Raw genomic sequence first — 20,231 nt, 5'->3', positions numbered from 1 at the left:
GCGTTTTAGCTGACTGTGCTTTATGACAACATACAAATAAAATCAGTCTGCCGCGTTGATCTTTTTTTCTAACTCATTGACTTGAGCTTGTAAGGTTTCTAACTTTTCACGGGTTTTCAGTAATACATGTTGCTGTACGTCAAATTCTTCGCGGGAAACCATGTCTAACTTGAGTAATTGATTTTGCAGCACTTGTTTACTGCGTTCTTCAAACTCACCGGCAAATTGCTTCAGACCACTGGGTAAACTTTCGCTCAGTTGTTTTGCCATCTCTTCGATTTTCTTAGAATTGATCATAATCTTGTCCGCCTCTTGACTGAATAGCTTGATTGTAACTCAGTGCGTTAGGTTTCAAAAGTAAAGCTGATGTCTGATAGTCATGCAGTGTTGTTCTTGCGCTTTACATCACGCCTACGCCAATAAACACTGTTGTTTTTGCATCGCGAAAGGGGGGATTTGTTAACCTTAAAACCGCCAATTCTGCTATGATCCCACTCCTTTCTGTCGACTTGTTTGGATATTGCGCAAAGATGAAACTCAATCCCGCCCAAAACGATGCTGTTCATTATGTTTCAGGCCCTTGCCTAGTACTGGCGGGTGCGGGCAGTGGTAAAACTCGCGTAATTATCAATAAAATCGGTTATTTGGTCGAAAAGTGCGGCTATAAGGCACGCAATATTGCGGCGGTGACTTTCACCAACAAGGCTGCCCGTGAGATGAAAGAGCGGGTTGCACAATCGATGGGACGCAAAGAGGCTAGAGGCCTGTGGATTTCAACCTTCCATACCTTGGGGCTGGAAATCATTAAACGTGAGCATAAGGTCTTAGGCTTAAAGCCGGGCTTTTCGTTGTTTGATGACCAAGATACTTTGGCATTGCTCAAAGAGTTGACTCAAGATGAATTAGAAGAAGATAAAGATTTACTTAAGTCGCTTGCCAGTACGATTTCTAACTGGAAGGGTGGCCTCATCATTCCAGAACAGGCGCGTAAAATTGCTAAAGATGAACAACAGCAGTTATTTGCCATGTTGTACCAGCGTTATGCTCAGCACATGAAGGCCTATAACGCCTTAGATTTTGATGATTTAATTTTGATGCCGACTCTGTTGCTACGGCATTACGAAGAAGTACGTACCCGCTGGCAAACGAAAATTCAATATTTGTTGGTGGACGAATATCAAGACACCAATACCAGCCAATATGAAATGGTAAAGCTGTTAGTGGGTGAAAGGGCGCGTTTTACCGTGGTGGGTGACGACGACCAATCTATCTATTCATGGCGCGGCGCTAAACCACAAAACCTAGTGCTATTGGGTAAAGATTTTCCTCAGCTTAAGTTGATTAAGCTCGAGCAAAACTATCGTTCTAGCCAGCGGATCCTGCGGGCTGCCAACATACTTATTGCTAATAATCCCCATGTTTACGATAAAGCGCTGTTTAGTGAGTTGGCCTACGGCGAGCCACTGCGGGTGTTATTTGCTGCAAATGAAGAACAAGAAGCTGAGCGCGTAGTGGCAGAAATTGTGCGGCATAAGTTTGTCGGCCGTACCCAGTTTGGCAATTATGCGATTTTGTATCGCGGTAATCATCAATCGCGGTTGCTTGAGCGCGCGCTAATGACCAACCGTATTCCCTATAAATTGAGCGGTGGCACTTCATTTTTCGCCCGTGCTGAAATTAAAGACATCATGGGTTATCTAAAACTCGTGGTGAATCCTGACGACGATAATGCTTTCCTGCGCATCGTTAACTTACCGAAACGTGGCATAGGTCCATCGACCTTAGAACGCTTAGGTAATTTTGCTAACGAGAAGCACATTTCAATGTTTGCGGCGATTTTTGAGCCAGATCTCAATCATCATTTGCCGCCTGCAGCTATGTCGTCGCTATATCAATTCGGTCGTTTTATCGTAGAAACGGGCGATCATGCCCAGCGCGGTGAGCCTGTGGAGGCGGTAAAACATTTGATCCGTAAGATCAATTACGAAGACTATTTGTACGAAACCAGCACCAGTGCCAAAGCGGCTGAAATGCGCATGAAGAATATCTCTGAGCTCTACCGTTGGGTCACTGAGATGCTTGCAGGTGATGAGTTAGATGAGCCAATGACTTTACCTGAGGTGGTTACTCGACTGACGCTCAGAGACATGATGGAGCGCAATAGCGAGGATGAAGGCGGCGATCAAGTGCAGCTGATGACCTTACATGCATCTAAGGGCTTAGAGTTCCCGTTTGTGTTTATGATTGGCGTTGAGGAGCGTATTTTGCCGCATCAATCCAGCATAGATGAAGATAATGTCGATGAAGAGCGCCGTTTAGCCTATGTGGGGATCACGCGGGCTCAGCGAGAGCTCTGGTTTACCCTGTGCCGTGAAAGGCGACAATTTGGTGAAACCATGCGTTGTGAGCCAAGCCGTTTTTTACTGGAGTTACCGCAAGATGATGTGGTGTGGGAAAACCGTAAACCACAACAAACGGAGCAGGAACGAATGCAAACTGGGCGGGCAAACATTTCTAACTTAAGAGATATGTTTAAAAAGTAGGCGATGAGTGTTTGGGTTGCTTAAGTATTTTTTGCTAAGCATATTCAAGCTGAATAAATTCAGGCTGTTGACCCTCATTTAAAGTAAATGTGTGATCCAACGCCGTTCCTTGACCAAATTGATAGCCTAATTCACTGAAAATACGTATTTGGTCTAGGCTATTAACCCCATCCACAAATATTTGCAGTTCTAAGGTCGATGCTGTTTTTTGATACACAGACATTAACTTGATCTGTTGTTCAGTTTGTAATTGTTTAGTGATATTCGCATCAACTTTTAAACCTTTAATCGGTAAAAATAATAAACTATTCAATGCGCTATGGCCGCTACCATAATGACTTATACCCAGTTTTACTCCGGTTTTTTGTAATAATTCAAAGCCATTAATGTGGTTTTCGATTTCTTGCACTAAAGCTTTTTCGTTGAAGAATAACCACAAATTATTCAAATTTAATTGTGTCTGCTTAAGAGTGTTTTTCAGGCTACGTAGCACATGTCGATGTTTAAGATGCTGGCTTGACAGCATAACGTGTAACTCAATCGACTCCGTATATTGTGTGAGTAGTTCTGAATAGCTACTGTTTATGATGTTAATCGTATATTTATCTAATTCAACGGTGAGATTCGCTTGTTCGGCAAGCGCATTAAGCTGTTCTTGTTGCAATAAGCCTCTACGTGGGTGCTGCCATAAAAGACGGCTTTCTAACGCAGATATTTGACCGGTTTTGAAATCGACCACTGATAAATAACTTAGGGTAATTTCTGCATTGTGTAACGCATGTCTAAAATCAGTTTCTAGTGCGGCATCCAGCGTCTGTTGATACTGGGAATTATCATCAAAAATAACATAACAACCTTTACCATTCGCTTTTGCCTGATACATGGCAGTATCGGCATTACGTAACAAAGATTCACTTGTATCGACCTTATGATTACCACTAATACTGATGCCGATACTGGCACCAGAACTAAACTCTAAACTGCCCTGCCTATAGGGTTGCGATATAGTTTGAATCACACGTTCAGACACTTCTTTTGCGTCGTTTATGTTGTTGATGCTATCAAGTAAAATCACAAACTCATCGCCACCCAGGCGCGCCAAAGTATCGTTATCGCGAATACAGGACTTAAGGCGGCTCGCAGTTTCAATTAAAAATTTATCGCCCTCTAAATGCCCCATAGTATCGTTAATCTGTTTGAAATGGTCGAGGTCAATGAAGAGTAAGCCAAATTGCTCTAAGCGATGGCGCCGAACGTGTTTAATTGACTGTGATAAGCGCTCCATTAATAGCGAACGATTAGGCAGACCTGTTAGCGCATCATGCTTTGCATCGTGAACTAACTTAGCTTCCATGCTGCGACGTTGTTTAATTTCTTTTTGTAGATCTTTATTGAGCTCGGCTAAGGCTTTGGTACGATCACTTACCTTCTCTTCAAGCTCTTCATAACTGCGTTGCAGGGACTCGGTTGAAAGTTTCTTTTCGATGGCAGAACCAATGTGCTGTGATACGAATGTCAGTAATTCTAAATCTTTAACTTGATAATTTTGCGTCATGCTAAAACTATAAATCGTTAGTGCACCACTTATATTGCCATGGATAAAAAGCGGAATACCTATCCACTGATGCATAGTTTGCGTGTGATTGAGCGTTGGTGCCTGGGCGTAGATCTCTCCAGATACAATCAATGCATTAATATCATTTTGGTCTAATAACAATGGCCGCTTATGCTTGAGCACATATTCAGTCAGACCATCTTGCATTGGTCGAGTTTTAGGGTGCTTATTGTTCAATTGCGATACATAAAAAGGAAATCTGAGATGAGTCCCTGCCTCGTTTAATAGCGCGATATAGCAGTTATTTGCAGGAATAAGGTGACGAATAATATTATGTAATTGGGCATAAAAATCGGGATTATCGGCACTGGAGCTAGCGAGTTCAGCAATCTCGAATAGTGATTTTTGTAAGCGTTCAGCTCTACGTCTTTCATATACTTCAAGTTTTAATTTATCGTAAGCTTGGCTTAATTCTTTGGTCCTTAGCTTAATGGCTTGCTCTAGTTGTTCTTGGTGTTTTAGTCGCTCCATTACACCCGCGATATGATGGCAAATGAACGTCATTAACTCGAGTTCAATTTCGCCATAGCTAATATTGGTGTCGTAGGTTTGTACGACTAACACGCCAGTGACGCTATCATCATGTTTGATCGGGACACCTAGCCAGAGATGGCAGGGGGAACCTAAATTAAGGATTTCCCCCGCAGCAACCAGCGCATTGACTTTATCATTGTTACATAGCAACGCTTCCCCAGTCCTAGCAACGTAACCAGTTAATCCTTGCTGCAGTAGTGTTGACAGTGACTGTTCAGGGTAAAGCTCGGCAGGATGAGCATCTTTCTCATCGGCAAAAAATGGAATCGCGAGTTCGCCAGTGCTGATATCAAGAGTTGAAATAAAAAAATTATCAGCTGGAATGAGTTGCTTTAGGTGACGATGTACCCCGATATAGAATTCTTCGAGTGAAGCTGCGTGGGTCGCAATATTGGAGATTTCGAGTAGTGCGTTTTGAATGATCTCAGCATGCTTATATTTATGCGCTAATTTTTTTAAGCGAATAACTCTTTTACGTAAGCAATCAACTTCATTTTTGCGAAGTTGGCTAGTTTCATCTTCATCCTTAAACATGATACTCACTGTTAAAATATATGGGTTATTTTGCCTGACTCTATAATTAACATGAAATACTGTAACATCCAAGCCATATTTAGGCAGCATTTTGCTTGAAATGTCAGCCAATATGATAAAACTTGAGCAGTCAGTAAAATAATTGCAAAACAGCTATAGACTCAAGGGGGATTTGACCCTAGTATATGCGGCGCTAACCAAGGCGAGCGCCCATAGCTCAGCTGGATAGAGCGCACCCCTCCGGAGGGTGAGGCCGAAGGTTCGAATCCTTTTGGGCGCACCACTTCCGTTAATGGTTGTGAGCTTTTAAGGTTAGCGTAGTAAGTGAAATTCAATGGTGATTGTAGCTCAGTTGGTAGAGTCCCGGATTGTGATTCCGGTTGTCGTGGGTTCGAGCCCCATCAGTCACCCCATTTCATTTACGTGTTATAAAATTTCGGTGATTAGCGCAGCCCGGTAGCGCATCTGGTTTGGGACCAGAGGGTCAGAGGTTCGAATCCTCTATCACCGACCAAATTTTTCGCATAGCTAGCGAATTTAACCTAGGGTTAAGTAAATAGTTAATAATTTACGGTGATTAGCGCAGCCCGGTAGCGCATCTGGTTTGGGACCAGAGGGTCAGAGGTTCGAATCCTCTATCACCGACCAATAAATAGAAAAGCCTCAGAGTTCTTAATGAAACTCTGGGGCTTTTTTATATCCTATATTTGAACAATATCTTGGTGTTGTAGCGGTCGTTGTCGATAGCTATTCATATGATTAAATTTAATTTATTAGGCCTAATCCCTAAGTAGCCTTCTATTGGAGCAATTATAGGTTACGCATTTTAACGTTTAGGTCATTGAATCAGGCCAAGATTGATGCTGTAGTGTTCTCATACAACAAAAAAGAAAAGCTCCCGAAGGAGCTTTTTACTATTTACGTTTATTGATTCATATCAGTTAATCAAGGTTTACGGGAGGAGCGATAAAGCCTTGATAAGCATCTGTCCTAAGCTCGTTAAAGCGCTCTAGTTGAGCTTTCTCTTGGATCCCCGTCACAATCACTTGAATGTCTAATCCTTTCGCTACGTTAATTAACGCGCGGCACAGTTCACTATTATGATGCGTCTCATCGTAGTACGCGAAGGATTGATCGAGTTTCACGTAACTAGGTCTCAGTTCTTGTAAATAGGCCATGGAACCAAATTGACGTCCAAAATGGTCAATACCGAATTTAGCACCATTATCACGAATGATGTTACATAACAGCTGGCAAGATTGGAGATTACTATAGACTCCAGCTTCAGGAATTTCGAAGCAGATACGTTCAACGAAGGTAGCATTTCGCAAAAAGTGATTTAACCATTCATGGAACTGCGAATCGTTGATGCTCTGATGCGTTAAATTGATAGCTAAAGGTTCATAGTTTCGTTCTAGTAGCTTTTGTTCATAGACTGTTTCAATTAAGCACTTATCAAGTAAGGCTCCGAGTGATAATAATTCAATATAGGGCATAAATTGCCCTGCATGGACGATTTTATCACCGAGTTCTAATTGGCAGTATAGTTCCCGTTGCGCTACACCATCATTATCGCAAAACTGAATCTGCTGCCATCTAAACTTAAATTTCTTATTACTGATAGCATGACTAAGGTTATCCCGCCATTGTTCACGAGTGAATAGCTGTTGTTCGGTCGTTGCAAACCAATGGAATATTTTGTTATCTTGGCGCGCTTTTTGTAGAGCATTATCGGCTTGGGCTAAAATATCCGAGACATCCATTTTTCCAATACGCTCCGCAACACCAATAGCAAAGTCTTCATTGGGCTTACAGCCTGCTTTCGACATTTCCTGATTAATCGTTCGGATGAGCGTCTGTAAATATTTACTGATTTGATCGTGTTCGACATCGGTGACTAAAAAAGCAAATTCATAGGCGGCAATACGGCCTATAACTGAAGGGGCAATTTCGTTTAATTGTTGTTGAAACTTTTCACCCATAAGGCGTATGGTTTCATCACGAACTTGGTAACCATATTTACTGTGAACTTCCTCTAGCCAATCAAGTTTCGCGAGGAATAAGACACCGCTACTCGGTTCACTGAGCCAGCCATTAAGACGACTCACCACATATTGACGATTGGGCAGGCCAGATGCGGGGTCGATAAGGTTTTTCTTACGTAATGCGCCTACTTCTTCGTCGAGTGAGTGAAATACTTGTTTAAGCTGAGCAGACATAGTGTTAAATGCAATGACTAAGTCCTTCAATTCAGCGGTTTTAGGAAGCGCCATATCGGGGCCGAATTGGCGTGCAGCTATACTCTTTGCGTGTTCTGAAAGAGTATGGAGTGGTTTTAATATCCATGTTAATCCGACTCTTGCCGTAAAAATAGCTACGAGAAAAAGGAGCGAAAAGACGATGATAGTATTGGACATTATTCGCCACAACTCATGATAGCCAAAACCAGGATGTGCAGTGATCTCAAGTTGCGCTAGTTGTAACCAACCCGAGGTAATAGTGCTTTCTTTTTTAATCGTTTTAAATAGATTTAGATTAATAAACCATTGTGGTACGTCTTCAATGGTGAGTGGATTATTCCACTCTTTTTGTTTGCCATCGACCATCCATGTCAGCTTGATATTTTGATAGTAACCGCCCTCAAAAATCACATTCACTAAGGTCTCCGCTGCAGCGGTATCCCCCGCTTGAAGTGCTGGTGCTAGCATTAGGCCGAGTGAAGTGCTGGCATTGTTTAGATCGGACTCCATTTGTTTTGTTAAAAAACTTTGGGTCTCTGTGAATTGCACATAGCCAAGACTTGCAATCACAAGCAAGAATAGGCTAAAAAGCAGCGAATAAATCTGTCTAAACAGTGTCATTTTTGATGCTACTCCAGTTTTAATTTAGGCTGTCTAAGGCGATCAACCCCTAACCTATGGTTAAGGTCATTCCATTTTTCTAATCGTGTTGACGAGCCAGCTAAAACGCCTCGTCCTTGTTCTTTGTTAAGCCATAACTGTTTACCGTTAAAACTATAAACAGGCAGTAAGTCTTTTCTTTGGGTGGCAGGTTTTATTGTATGGTCAAGGTTATCGAGGACTAAAGGAATGGATGCGGGGGTCTCATAGTAAGCCAACACCATATGGTACTGGTTAAGGGTAGTCGCTTTGACCATAGTGATCCGCATCTTATCTTCTTGAACGCCAAGCTGAAGTAAAGTGAAGTACTTTGCGATTGAAAAATCTTCGCAGTCGCCGCCATTTACGCCAATAAACTCCATTGGTGTTGCCCAATAATTTGATTCCCCCCAGAGTTTTATGTCATCAACAAAATTAAATAAATTAAAAAAATTATTTACTTTCAATAACTTTTCTTTTTCACTCATAGTGCTCGCTTCAGACTGTACCTTAAACCAAGCTCTTGCTCGCATTCCTGCTCGCTCACCATACTTTTTTTCTAAAGTAGAGACGATCTTCGTTTCATCAAGATTTTGCGTTGGCTTTGCATATAAACAGCATATGCTAAGGGCTGACGCAATTAGGCTAAAGCGACAGACTCTCAATAATGAATTTTTATAATCAAGTCTGCCGCTCATAATCTAGCGTATTAGCCCCTATTGTTGCTCATCGACCGAGTAAACTGTCCATCTCATATCCGTTGTGGTGTCATCTCCAGTTACTTCAGCGACCACACGACGATTACGGATTTCTGCTTCTGGTGTCTGTTCTAAGATAATGGGACGGCTAGAACCATACCCAATAGCAGTTAATCTACTTCTATCAATACTAAAACGTTCTGCTAGCACTGCTGTAACCGCATTAGCTCGCTCTTGAGACAGTGCTGTATTACGCTCATCTGTACCTGTACGACTAGTATGGCCTTCTATAGTCACTTTGGTCGTTGGATATTGACGTAAAAAGAGTGCGACCTCTTCAATTTGAGGGTAATACTCTGGCGCAATAAAAGCGGAGTTATTTGGGAATAAGATGCTTATTTCCTTTCGTTCATTGATCGCTTTTACCTGACCACAACCATAGTTATCGACAGCCGCACCTTTAGCGGTATCATTACAACGCTCGCGCGCCTCAATAACACCATCACCATCTTTATCTGATAGATCATAAGCTTGAGTTGTTGTCATTTCTTCAATATTAACTGTATCGCGCATCGAACAGCCAGCTAAAAGAATGATACTTAGACCAAATATAATAGTTTTCATTATTTGACTCCTTCTTCGTAGTTATGCTCTCCACGCCATGCTTCTGGGCGAGTGACCTTGAGTGAGTCTAATAAACGTCCAGTAGAGTTGAGAACCCGATACTTGGCAATGATTTCATCATATTCGGCTTGTAAATAATCTTTACGTGCTTCGAACAGTTCATTTTCGGTATCGAGCAAGTCGAGCAAACTACGTTGGCCTAAGTTAAATTGTTGTGCATAAGCTGATTGAGTGTCCTTTGCAGCCACAACATGATCACGAATATACTGCTTTTGTGGTGTTAGCATTTCAAATGCGTTCCAAGCCAAGTTAACGCCTTCAACTACTTCACGTTGAGCGCGTTGACGGATTTCCTTGGCTTCACCTAACTTATAAGCGGTTTCTTTTTCGCGAGCTAAATCTTTACCGCCAGCGAATAGATTGTATCTTACGCGAACCATGGCAACTAAATCATTGCTGTAACCTCCAACATTCTGACTTGGAATGTTACTCACGCCATCTTCACCACCAATATCATTATTCCAGTTGCCATTTAGTTCTAAAGAAACCTGGGGATAATAGCTAGCTTGGACTGAAGAACGTTCATTCTCTGCTGCACGGATATCATTTGCGGCAGATTTCAGAATGGGATGGTTTTCCTGTGCAGTGGTAATGCCTGAGCCGAGATCCTTAGGTAACATATCGGCATCTGGCACGGGTAATATTAGGTCTGTTGGCGCTGTTTCTACAATTTTAATATACTGTGCTTTAGCATCGAGTAAATTATTGCGAGCAGAAATAACGTTAGCATTGGCACGTGCAAGACGTCCGGTTATTTGAGATAAATCCGCAATAGAACCTAAACCAGAATCAGTACGTTGCTTAATTTGGTCGTATATATCCTTATGGCTATTAAGGTTTTTTTCCGCCAATCTGAGTACTTCATCACTGCGTAGATAGTTGAGGTACACTTTACTGACATCAAGCGCCATGTCTTCTGCTGCTGCAAGTAGTGCCCATTGGTCTGCACTAGCTTCGAAGCTGTAACGATCAACTTCACTGCTGGTATAAAAACCATCAAAAAGCATTTGCTTTAAGCTAACACCAAACTCTCCGCGGTTTAATTCGGCCACGCCATCACTATCGACATCACCTACATTTGGTCGTCTACGGGTCGATACGCCATCAGTCTGTTCATAACCATAACCACCATTGATATCAATAGTCGGCATATAACCTGCTATCGCTTGATTAACTTGCTCTTCTCGCGCTTTAAAGCGATTGAAGGCAACACGTAAATCAGGGTTGGTATCGAGCGTATGTGCCACAGCTTGTTCTAGCGTCTGACTTTGAGCCGATAACGGTAATAGTATAAATGACAGTACAACGGCTATCTTTGAATATTGAAATTGTTGTTTTGCTGGAATCTTCATGACCAACCTCCCGGTTTATAAAAAGCTTAGTGCTCTCTGAGCGCAGTGTCCTTTGCTCTTAAAATTGGATTTAAGATGTACTCAAGTATAGATCTTTGTCCCGTAATCACGTCGACAGAAGTCAACATCCCCGGGATAATTGGCATCTGTGTGCCATCGTTTTTGGTTAAACTGGACTCTACGGTCCTAACTCTGATGAGGTAATAGCTATTACCTTCCTCATCTTGAGATGTATCTGCACTGATATGTTCAACGGTGCCTTTTAGGCCGCCATAACGCGTAAAGTCATAGGCGGTAATCTTAACTACGGCCGGTAAGCCAGGATGTAAGAAGGCAATATCTTTAGGCAAAATTTTGGTTTCAATTAGTAATTGATCTTCTGACGGCACTATCTCAATAATATCGACGCCGGGCTGCACCACACCACCGAGTGTATTGATATGTGTAGTTTTTATAGTGCCATTAACTGGAGAGGTGATAATGGCTTTACTGACTTTATCTTGTGCACCTACCTGCGCCTCATTCATCCTAGAGAGGCGAGTCTGGGTATCATTGAGCTGCGCACGTAGATCGGCAGCATAGATGAATACGGCTTCGCGACGTTTGAGGATGGCTTCATCCATTGCCGCTTTGACCTTAGGGCGAAGTAGACGCATTGAATTGAGTTCGCCTTGTAGGTCGTTAACTGTCCGCTCGAGTTTGAGCAGTTCAACTTCAGGTACAATTCCTTTTTTGGCTAAAGGACGAGTAAGTTCAAGTTCGCGGGAAATCAGTTGCATACTCGTTGTTAAGGTTGTGATTTTCGACGCAAGATCATCAATTTCTTGCTGTCTTTGTTGAATTTGACGCACGAGTATTTCAAGTTGATTACTTAAGTTATCTAAGCGTCCGTTATATTCCTCCTGCTGTCTTTTTACTAAAGCTGGCTCAACATCAATGATATTATCAGGAAATATAAGCGCTTTTTTTGTGATAAGCACTTGTTCACGCCAATCAGCAGTCATGTCAGATATTAGAATGCTGTCAAGCTCGGTACGCATCCGAATCACATTGGTTTGTAAGCCAAAAACCTCTTGCTCTTGCTGCGCAAAGTCTGAGCGAAAACGTGTGTCATCAATACGGACTAAAGGTTGCCCTTTAGTCACAATCTCTCCTTCTCGAACGTAGAGCTCTTGCATTATGCCGCCATCGAGGCTTTGAATGACTTGCACTTGTGATGAAGGGATGACTTTCCCCGTGCCCGTGGTGACTTTATCTAGTTGCGCAAACCCAGCCCAGAGTAAAAAACATACCACCATGGCAGCAAGTGCCCAAATAATTAATCTGTGACCGCTAGGCGCGTCGGTCATCATGGCGCCATAGACGTCATCAACCATGTCTAAATCGTTTGCTGTTAAATTTTTACTCATCTTTTAGCCTCACCATTCACAAGGCCAAAATTGAGTTTTTCTAACACTTCAGCTTTGGGTCCGTCGGCAACCACATGACCCCGTTCGAGTACGATAATGCGGTCAACAAGCTGTAATAGGTGCATTTTATGGGTAATAAGAATTAAGGTTCTATCTTTACTGACATTTTGCATTGAACGAATAAACTGCTGCTCCGCTCTTGCATCTAAACTAGCAGTGGGTTCATCCATCAGTAGTACTGGAGGATCATTGAGTGTGGCACGTGCAAGGGCAACGGTTTGCCTTTGACCACGACTGAGTGACATGCCGCCTTCGCCAACCTGTTGATCTAAACCTTCGGCTTCGAGATTGGTGAATTGACTGACACCAGACAGTTGCACAGCACGAATTAGCTGATGTTCAGTGACTTGGCGTGTACCAAATAAAATATTATCGCGAATTGTGCCGTGGAATAAGGTGACATCTTGTGGTAAATAGCCAAAGTTACGACGTAAATCACTCGGGTGGATTTGCGCCGAATCTAAACCGTCGTAGCGCAAACTGCCGTTTGTTGGTTGGAATAGCCCGACAAGTAGTTTTGCTAATGTGCTTTTTCCTGAACCATTACGGCCGATAATCGCAACACGTTCACCTGGATTAATCGTCAATGACATAGGATGTAACACGGGTTTTTCGGAGCCAGGATAGCTAAATCCGACATGATCAGCATTAATCTTACCAAGTAACCTCAACTTGCTGACTAAGTGTCCTTTGTTTTCAAACTCATCCTCCTGAGTCATTATTTCATTCAGTTGGCGCAATGCACTAGCGGTATGGTTCGCTCTTGTCATTAATCCTGCAAGTTGTGCCATGGGGGAGATCGCTCGACTCGACAACATGACCGCAGCAATAATACCGCCCATAGATATCGCATTATCCGCTACGCGATACACACCTAAAATCACCACGCACACAACCGTAAATTGCACGGTAAAGTTAGCTACATTCGATACTGCGTTAGAGAGTTTTTTTGACCTTAATTGCCAGTTAGCACTATGGCCAATCATTTGTTGCCAGCTTTTTTGTACTATGCCTTCAGCGCCATTAGCCTTAATTGACTCTAATGCAGATAAACTTTCAATTAAATGGCCATGTTTTAAGCTAGAGAATTTATTACCTTCTTCAATGGCCGCTTTGAGCTTAGGTTGAATAAACAGTGTAAAAGCAATAATGATCATGCCACCAATTACGGGTACAACAGCGAGATCTCCAGCAACAATATAGATAATGATGACGAAAAATAGTGCAAAGGGGAGATCGACTAAGGTTGTGATCGTCGCCGAGGTTAAAATTTCACGGATGTTATCGAATTCGCCTAATTGTTTTGCCATACCGCCAATACTGGGGGAGCGTTTTTCTAAGGGGATACCAATCGCTTTTGCGAAGAGGCGAGAAGATACTATGATGTCTACTTTTTTACCTGCTACATCAATCAGGTAGCTTCTGAGCTGCCGCATGACAAGATCAAACAGATAAGCAATAGAAGCGCCAATCGCTAACACCCACAGGGATTCAAAGGCAAGATTGGGCACGACTTTGTCATACACATTCATGATAAATAAAGGTGAAACTAAGGCGAACAAATTCACTAATACAGAAGCGATTAATGCATCGCGATAAATGGGTGCAGAATCTTTTAAGGTTTGGACTAGCCAGTGGGTTTTATTATCGTGTAGATAAACATCAAAGCCCATGTCACCACGGTATTCTTGTTTAACTAAGAATAAATATCCTACATATAAGGCTTCGAGCGACTCAATTGTCAGCGTCTCTTCACCACCTGTCTCAGGTAATTGAATAATCGCTTTATCGGACTCAACATCGAGTTCACGCAATATGCAGGCTTTCTTGTCTTTTAATAACAAAATGCAAGGAAGCAATATGGGTGATACTTCGTTTAAGCCTTTTCGGGATAACTTCGCCGCTAGGCCAGCCCTCGACGCGGCCTGAGGTAATAAATCGGGTGTTAATACCGCACCTGACAAAGGTAAACCTGCCGCAAGCGAGTCGCTTGAGCACGGGTTGCCAAAATGCTCAGTGAGTAACACTAAACAATCCAGCAGCGGATCCACTAAGACTCTTTGCGAGGCCGAAATGGTCCATTGGTCAATTTTTTCAGAAGCTGCAGCTGACACCTAATTACTTATCCTTTGGATTTTTATATGGTTATGGCAAGTATCGGTCATGATGGCCTATATTTCTATAGGCCATCTGAACTGATTTTATTTAAGGAATAATATTATGGTGTGGATTAGTATCCAGTGGCGCGATTCCTTGTGCAGGTTCTGGTGTGACAGGCTGAGAGTCAATGATTAGCGGACCATTATTATTACTACCCAGTAAGCCATTAATTATACCAGCATCGTTAGTGCTGCCATATTCGTCGAACAAATTAACACCATCAAGGATGATATGTTGTTCAAAGACACCGTCTTGATTGGCATCAATATCGATCACTGTAGAGCCACTACTGTTAAGGCTGAAATTCAAATAGCTGTCTAGCGTGTTGGTATTTTCACCTTGAAGTAGATCGCGTAAATCCAATTTATCTTCATGGATATTAAAGTCAGTGATATGGTCTGTTCCTGACTCGCCAGCCTGCCAGACGAAAGTATCAGTACCAGTCCCACCCGTTAGTTTATCGTTTCCTAGGCCACCAATAATAGTATCGTTACCAGCACCACCAAATATAAGATCATTACCATTACCGCCGTAAAGCTGATCATTCCCACCTTGCCCATAAAGTATGTCATTACCTTGTCCGCCGATAAGAACATCTGCCTTATCGCTGGCACCAGATTGGTCAAAATCAGATGCATGCTCAGTAATATATCTATGTACTTGGGCATCGGTTACTGCAGCTACCCCTAGCTGATCAGCAACATAATCTTTGATGGCAACATAACCTTGGCCACTGATACCGTTAAAGTTGATGGCATCACCAAAGAGTATATCGTCGCCGTTACCACCGTTGATGGTATCAGATCCTGGCAGTTGGGTAATTGGAGTACCAATGATCGCATCAGCTAAATCCTCAGCGTTGACACCCGTTTGGATATGTCCGTCCGAATCGTAAGGAAGTAAGTCACTATTGTTTAAGCTTGAACCCATTCCGATTGCAGCTACTGTGACGCCAAGGGCTGATAAGAATGCGAAACCACTTTGAGATTGGCTATCAATGCTACCACTATTGTTTCCTAGACTTGAGTATTCATAGGTACCAGTACCATTAGGGCGCATATAACCAATCAGGCTAGATTTTCCTTGCGTATCTATTTTAAACACTTCACCAGCTGCATTAATAATCGTGTAGTTATTAGACTTATATACTTGTCCTGGTATATAACCATTTTGTAATAGAGTATTGAGATAAACATCTTTAGAGTTATTAATCCAATCATCTATCAATGGATTTGATCCCTCATTCGTATTGTATCTATTTGCTTGTCCATCAGTAATGAAGTAAGCCAGGTTCGTTGCTCCCGCATTTCCTGTTGCATCTGCACTATTAAACCAATTTGCCGTAGTTTTAAATACGTCTTCATAGTTAGTGTTACCACCTGAAACCATGCTTTGTAATATAGTTTGCAGTTGGGACAGAGCATTTGGCGAACTTAAGTCTACGCTAATACTCTTGTTGCCATGGGAGTCAAAGTCGACAAGGAATAATTTTACAACCCCAGCACCATTTGAACCTGCGCTGGCTTTAAGTGTTTCAAATACCTGCGCTAATTGATCAGTCATAGTACTCAACGTGGCGCTATTTATACTGCCAGAACTATCAACCATAAAGGCGATATTGTAGTTTTGACCTGGCAAAATAACGCTACCGTCTAAATCGCCGACCACAATGTTGTGCTCATTACCAAAGTTAAGATTTTGATCGCCAGGCTCTCCTTCATGACCACTGAAGTAGCTAAGAATGACGCTATCTGCATCTGTTGCAGTATTGGTCAGGTCTGTACCTGACTCTCTTGATACTGCTTCGACAACGAGGTTGACTTGACCTGCATATTCACCAGGAACCCTTAATGTTAATCCTGTCAGATTGACATCTAAGGATGCACTGTTCCATACGCTGCCATGATTTAGAAGAATATTACCGTCTGCATCTGCAGTCCCCATCAATGTACCGTTACTGCTGTAGAGTAAGGTGCCTTCGGGTAAACCACTGAGCTGAATGCTATCGATGCTTTCGCTACCGTCTCGATCTGTAAGTGACACATTAATTTCGATTGGATAGTCTACTGCTGTAGGCTGTTCTAATGTGAGTTCACCTGTGATTTGATTGATCGCGTATATGCCATCCTTGAATTGCACATACTCAACATCATGCAGGGCCTTAGTAACACCGATGCCATTTTCAGTTACAAAGAAGTTGAACCAACGATCATTGCTAGAGTAGCCTGTGCCTTTCTCTATTATGTAGTCGGCTCGGTTGCCAAGAAGTACGGCGATATCTGTTCCTGCACCACCGTAGAGCCCGTCATTACCTAGACCAGCAACAAGAACATCATTTCCTGTTCCGCCATAGAGAGAGTCACCTTGAACGGCATCACTGCCGACGAGTATGTCATCACCATCCATACCGTAGAGTAGATCACCGCCGCCATTTGCGCTGACAAGATGATCGTTACCCCCAGTACCGAGCAACTGATCTTGTCCGGAAGTATTATCAATAGTACGCGTACCAGTATTAAATGGTGCGGTAGTAAAATCGCCCGTACGGAATTGTTCGGTAGTGATTCCTGAAGTCTTAAAGTTACTGTATAGCGGTATGCCATTATCAGTCAGAATAACGTTAACGACAGGCTTATCTGCTATAGGTAAAACAGTGATATCAAGTGCTGCAGTGGAACCTGTATTTGTGGTGTAAGTGACACTTGGCATACCACCGGCCCAGTTTTCATTTGGTATAAACTGAAATTCACCATTGGCTTGCATTAATAAGCTACCAACCGCCAGTGTCGCAGTTTGGCCAGCGTTAAAACTGGTTTGTATACCGTTGACTCTGAAGCTAGTGATATTCAGATTGCCGACTTGATCATTAGTAAGAACATTACCCGTTAGTCGCTGATCTTCGTCGATGGTATAGCGATCGTCAGTCGCATCAATAACAGTAGCATTATCCGTGCCTTCAGCCGATTCATTATTAGAGTTATCAATTTGAGTCGCGATGACAGAGATTGCTTGGCCAGCAGAAGGAGCTGATTCAGTCCAAGTAATAACACCATTTGTATAGGTGTAACCTGTTGCTAGAGCACCATTACTAAATTTCAGCACGCCATTGTCAAGAATGAGGTCTACTGTACTGCTATTACCTGCATTATCGATTTCTAGATGTACGCTGCCGCCAGTATTAAAGTCACTAGCATTAATTTTGACCTGTATTTGAACGCCATTACTACCTATCTCAGTACTCGTCAAATACGCGTCATCATTTACATCATCGATGATGCGTACTTCAGGTGCAGAAGGTGGCGTTGTATCAACATAAAATTGTGGAATAACAGAGAAAGTACCATCTGTATGATCGCCATCCCCATCTGTTGCTCTTACGTTAAAGTCAATATTGCCATCGCTTGGTTGTAGCATCTCTTGGTATTGATGGAAGTCCCATTGACCCGTTCCTGGGGTGAATTCTAGTTTGAATACCAAGTGGCCAGCTGCATCTACCCCTATTAAGGTATTGGCAGTTTGGCTTATAGTGATTGCACTACCTGTTGCCGTGAATAAATTGGTTTCATTACTACCTTGTAAGGTGAGTGAACCTTTACCATCTGCGCCCCAATCAGGACTTACAGTTCCTGAGGCAAAGGCGATTGCTGGTGGGGTTGCTGTGCCTAAAAACTCAATAGCTGTAACTGTGAAATCACTATTATCGTTACTATTTTTACCCTGACCATTATCAGTGGCCTTGATTATCATAGTGTCAAAGCCGCCTTGCAAGGCTTCGAAATTAGCAGCATAGTTACCGCTATCAGCATCCGAGCTAAATGTTTGAGTTGCCACTAAATGACCGTCTCGCCAAAATTCGACAACGCCGACCTCTAGCTCGCCACCAAACATTTTGGCAAATTGAATATTCACGCCGTAGGCAATAGTCCCTGGATCTAGGGTAATGATGATTTCCTCTGATGCAGAACTGCCATCGGCAAATTTACGGAAATCGACCTCATTCTCTAGATTATGGTAAGGAGCGCCAACACTACTAACGCCTATTCCACTCTCGCTACCAAAAATAGCTGCGCCAATTAAATTTGAGTTGGTTGATGAAGTGAATCCTCTTGCACTGATTGTAAACCCATTGAAATCTAATGAATTATTGTTGCCGCTGTAACCTGTGAGTGAGAATGAACCCACCAATGAATCAGGAATACTTGTCGTTGTGGTTTGCACTGCTGCAATTGGTGATATGACTGGCGCATCATCTTCAATGGTGACATTGAAACTTCCAGTTGATGTTCCACCATGACCATCATCAACATTGATACCGATATTGACTGACAAGGTGTCTTCAGTCTCAGTATCTGGATGATCGACGGGACCTTTAAGCGTGACATCATAGGTCCAATTTCCTGAACTACCATTAACCGGTGGCGTCAGTGTTGCAGTCATAATTTCGGTATATGAAGCCTCACCTGCAGTACCAATATAACCCGTTAAAGTTTGCGTGACAGGGTCCCAACTCCATTGAATTGCTTGGCCACCAGAGAATAATCCTGATGGGCCAGAAAGTGAAACGGTCAGATTATCATTATTACTATCTTGTATGCTTACTGTCCCAGAGGCGTCAGGACTATTAGTCGAATCGGTATCTCCAGTGCTATCAGGTAGACCTAGGGGCAAACCTTCCTCTGAAACAATTACGTTATTAAGTACGTTAATCGTTGGTACTGAATTGACCGTTGCAGTATCTGAGCCCTGACTTGAAGTGTTGCCCGCCGCATCCGTTTGGGTCGCATAGATTGTAATATCTTGACCTGCTTCAGGGGTTGACTCTGTCCAGCTAATGATACCATTACTGTAGCTGAAGTTTGTTGCGGGAGTGCCATCAGCAAATTGTAGTTCGATAACCCCGTTACCAACATCGACTATTTTAAGCTCAATTGAGGTTATGACTGCACTGTTATTGATCGTTAAATTAACATGCCCTCCAGCTAAAAAGTCAGTGGCATCAATATTAACTTCGATCTGAACACCAGCACCATTATTACTAATCTCAGATTGAGTAAGTACACCATCACCAGGTATACCGTCATCAACGATTAATACTGTTGGAGGATTAGGGGCGGTGGTATCAATCGTGACACTGTCGTGGGCGGAATAGCTGTTGCCCGCAGGGTCGGTGACAGTGGCCGTTAGGGTTAGGGTAGCTCCGTCTGCTGGAGCATTCACTGCCAGCGCCAGACCGCTGTCGAGCATGGCTTGGGTGACAGGGCCGTTAAACAGCTCGCTCCCGTCTTGATCGACAATCACTAAGGTATCGCCCAGGGCAGTGCCGGCGCCGAGGGTAACGACGTAGTTTACTTGCCCGTCGAGCTCAGCACTACTGAGCAGGCCGTCATTGTTGGTGTCTTCGGTGATGCTGATGCTGACCGCTGGGGCGGTAGTATCAATCACCACGTCCTGGGTGACGGTTTTGCTGTTGCCGGCTAGGTCGGTGACCGTGGCGCTGACAGGGTAAGTGCCATCGGCCAAGGTGGTGCCGGTTAAGTCGATGCTCCAGTTACCGCTGGCATCAATCACCAAGCCGTTGGCGGTGGTGTAGATCACGCCATTGATGGTGACGGCCAAGGTGCTGTTGTCACCCAAATCGACCGTGCCGTTGAACACTAAGGTGTTGTCGTTGGTGATGAAGTCGCTGCCCGAGGCGCCGGTGTCATCGGTAATGCTGGTGATCGCCACGGTGTTGCCGTCGCCATCTTGGTCAATCTTGGTATC

The 20,231-nt window shown here is 43.1% G+C and carries 9 protein-coding genes, 4 tRNA genes and 1 pseudogene; 5 read left to right on the top strand and 9 right to left on the bottom strand.

The annotated features are described in order from the left end of the window. Window positions 1–42 precede the first annotated feature (42 nt). Entirely contained in the window at window positions 43–297 is a 255-nt protein-coding gene (gene ubiK, locus BW947_RS14335; protein ID WP_076500692.1) for a ubiquinone biosynthesis accessory factor UbiK, read from the bottom strand. A gap of 233 nt (window positions 298–530) precedes the next feature. On the opposite strand from ubiK, the gene rep reads away from it, so the two are divergent. Further along, window positions 531–2,543: a DNA helicase Rep gene (rep, locus tag BW947_RS14330; RefSeq protein WP_076500690.1), complete on the top strand. Its 2,013-nt coding sequence runs from the start codon at window positions 531–533 to the stop codon at window positions 2,541–2,543. 34 nt (window positions 2,544–2,577) lie between these two features. Here the strand turns inward: rep and BW947_RS14325 are convergent, their stop codons facing one another. Continuing rightward, on the bottom strand, window positions 2,578–5,226 hold the full coding sequence (locus BW947_RS14325) for a sensor domain-containing phosphodiesterase (protein ID WP_076500688.1): 2,649 nt from the start codon (window positions 5,224–5,226) through the stop codon (window positions 2,578–2,580). 206 nt (window positions 5,227–5,432) lie between these two features. Between BW947_RS14325 and BW947_RS14320 the strand changes: the two genes are divergently transcribed. The 4 genes from BW947_RS14320 to BW947_RS14305 all read left to right on the top strand — a co-directional run bounded on the left by BW947_RS14320 (window position 5,433) and on the right by BW947_RS14305 (window position 5,874). Beyond that, a tRNA-Arg gene (locus BW947_RS14320) sits at window positions 5,433–5,509 on the top strand. Window positions 5,510–5,563: 54 nt separating this feature from the next. Beyond that, window positions 5,564–5,639, top strand: a tRNA-His gene (locus BW947_RS14315). A 24-nt stretch (window positions 5,640–5,663) separates the two neighbouring features. Next, a tRNA-Pro gene (locus BW947_RS14310) sits at window positions 5,664–5,740 on the top strand. Window positions 5,741–5,797: 57 nt separating this feature from the next. Next, window positions 5,798–5,874 (top strand) — tRNA-Pro (locus BW947_RS14305). 293 nt (window positions 5,875–6,167) lie between these two features. Here BW947_RS14305 and BW947_RS14300 read toward each other — a convergent pair. The 7 genes and pseudogenes from BW947_RS14300 to BW947_RS14270 all read right to left on the bottom strand — a co-directional run. After that, on the bottom strand, window positions 6,168–8,087 hold the full coding sequence (locus tag BW947_RS14300) for a bifunctional diguanylate cyclase/phosphodiesterase (protein WP_076500686.1): 1,920 nt from the start codon (window positions 8,085–8,087) through the stop codon (window positions 6,168–6,170). Window positions 8,088–8,095: 8 nt separating this feature from the next. Continuing rightward, window positions 8,096–8,803 (bottom strand): transglutaminase-like cysteine peptidase, encoded by a 708-nt coding sequence (locus tag BW947_RS14295; RefSeq protein WP_076500684.1) that lies wholly within the window; start codon window positions 8,801–8,803, stop codon window positions 8,096–8,098. A gap of 18 nt (window positions 8,804–8,821) precedes the next feature. Beyond that, window positions 8,822–9,427 (bottom strand): OmpA family protein, encoded by a 606-nt coding sequence (locus tag BW947_RS14290; protein WP_076500682.1) that lies wholly within the window; start codon window positions 9,425–9,427, stop codon window positions 8,822–8,824. Then, window positions 9,427–10,839 (bottom strand): TolC family outer membrane protein, encoded by a 1,413-nt coding sequence (locus BW947_RS14285; protein WP_076500680.1) that lies wholly within the window; start codon window positions 10,837–10,839, stop codon window positions 9,427–9,429. Before BW947_RS14285 ends, BW947_RS14290 begins: the two co-directional genes overlap by 1 nt. 26 nt (window positions 10,840–10,865) lie before the next feature. After that, a complete protein-coding gene (locus BW947_RS14280) occupies window positions 10,866–12,248 on the bottom strand; it encodes an HlyD family type I secretion periplasmic adaptor subunit (protein WP_076500678.1) in 1,383 nt (460 codons plus the stop codon). Continuing rightward, a complete protein-coding gene (locus tag BW947_RS14275) occupies window positions 12,245–14,422 on the bottom strand; it encodes a type I secretion system permease/ATPase (protein WP_076500675.1) in 2,178 nt (725 codons plus the stop codon). Before BW947_RS14275 ends, BW947_RS14280 begins: the two co-directional genes overlap by 4 nt. 91 nt (window positions 14,423–14,513) lie before the next feature. Then, window positions 14,514–20,195, bottom strand: a pseudogene (locus tag BW947_RS14270) (type I secretion C-terminal target domain-containing protein); the annotation flags it as partial. Window positions 20,196–20,231: the final 36 nt, after the last annotated feature.

Origin of the sequence: Shewanella morhuae (assembly GCF_900156405.1) — a bacterium.
Taxonomy (GTDB): domain Bacteria; phylum Pseudomonadota; class Gammaproteobacteria; order Enterobacterales; family Shewanellaceae; genus Shewanella; species Shewanella morhuae.
The sequence above is the reverse complement of the archived record's forward strand: the minus strand, read 5'-3'. Positions and strand labels throughout refer to the sequence as shown.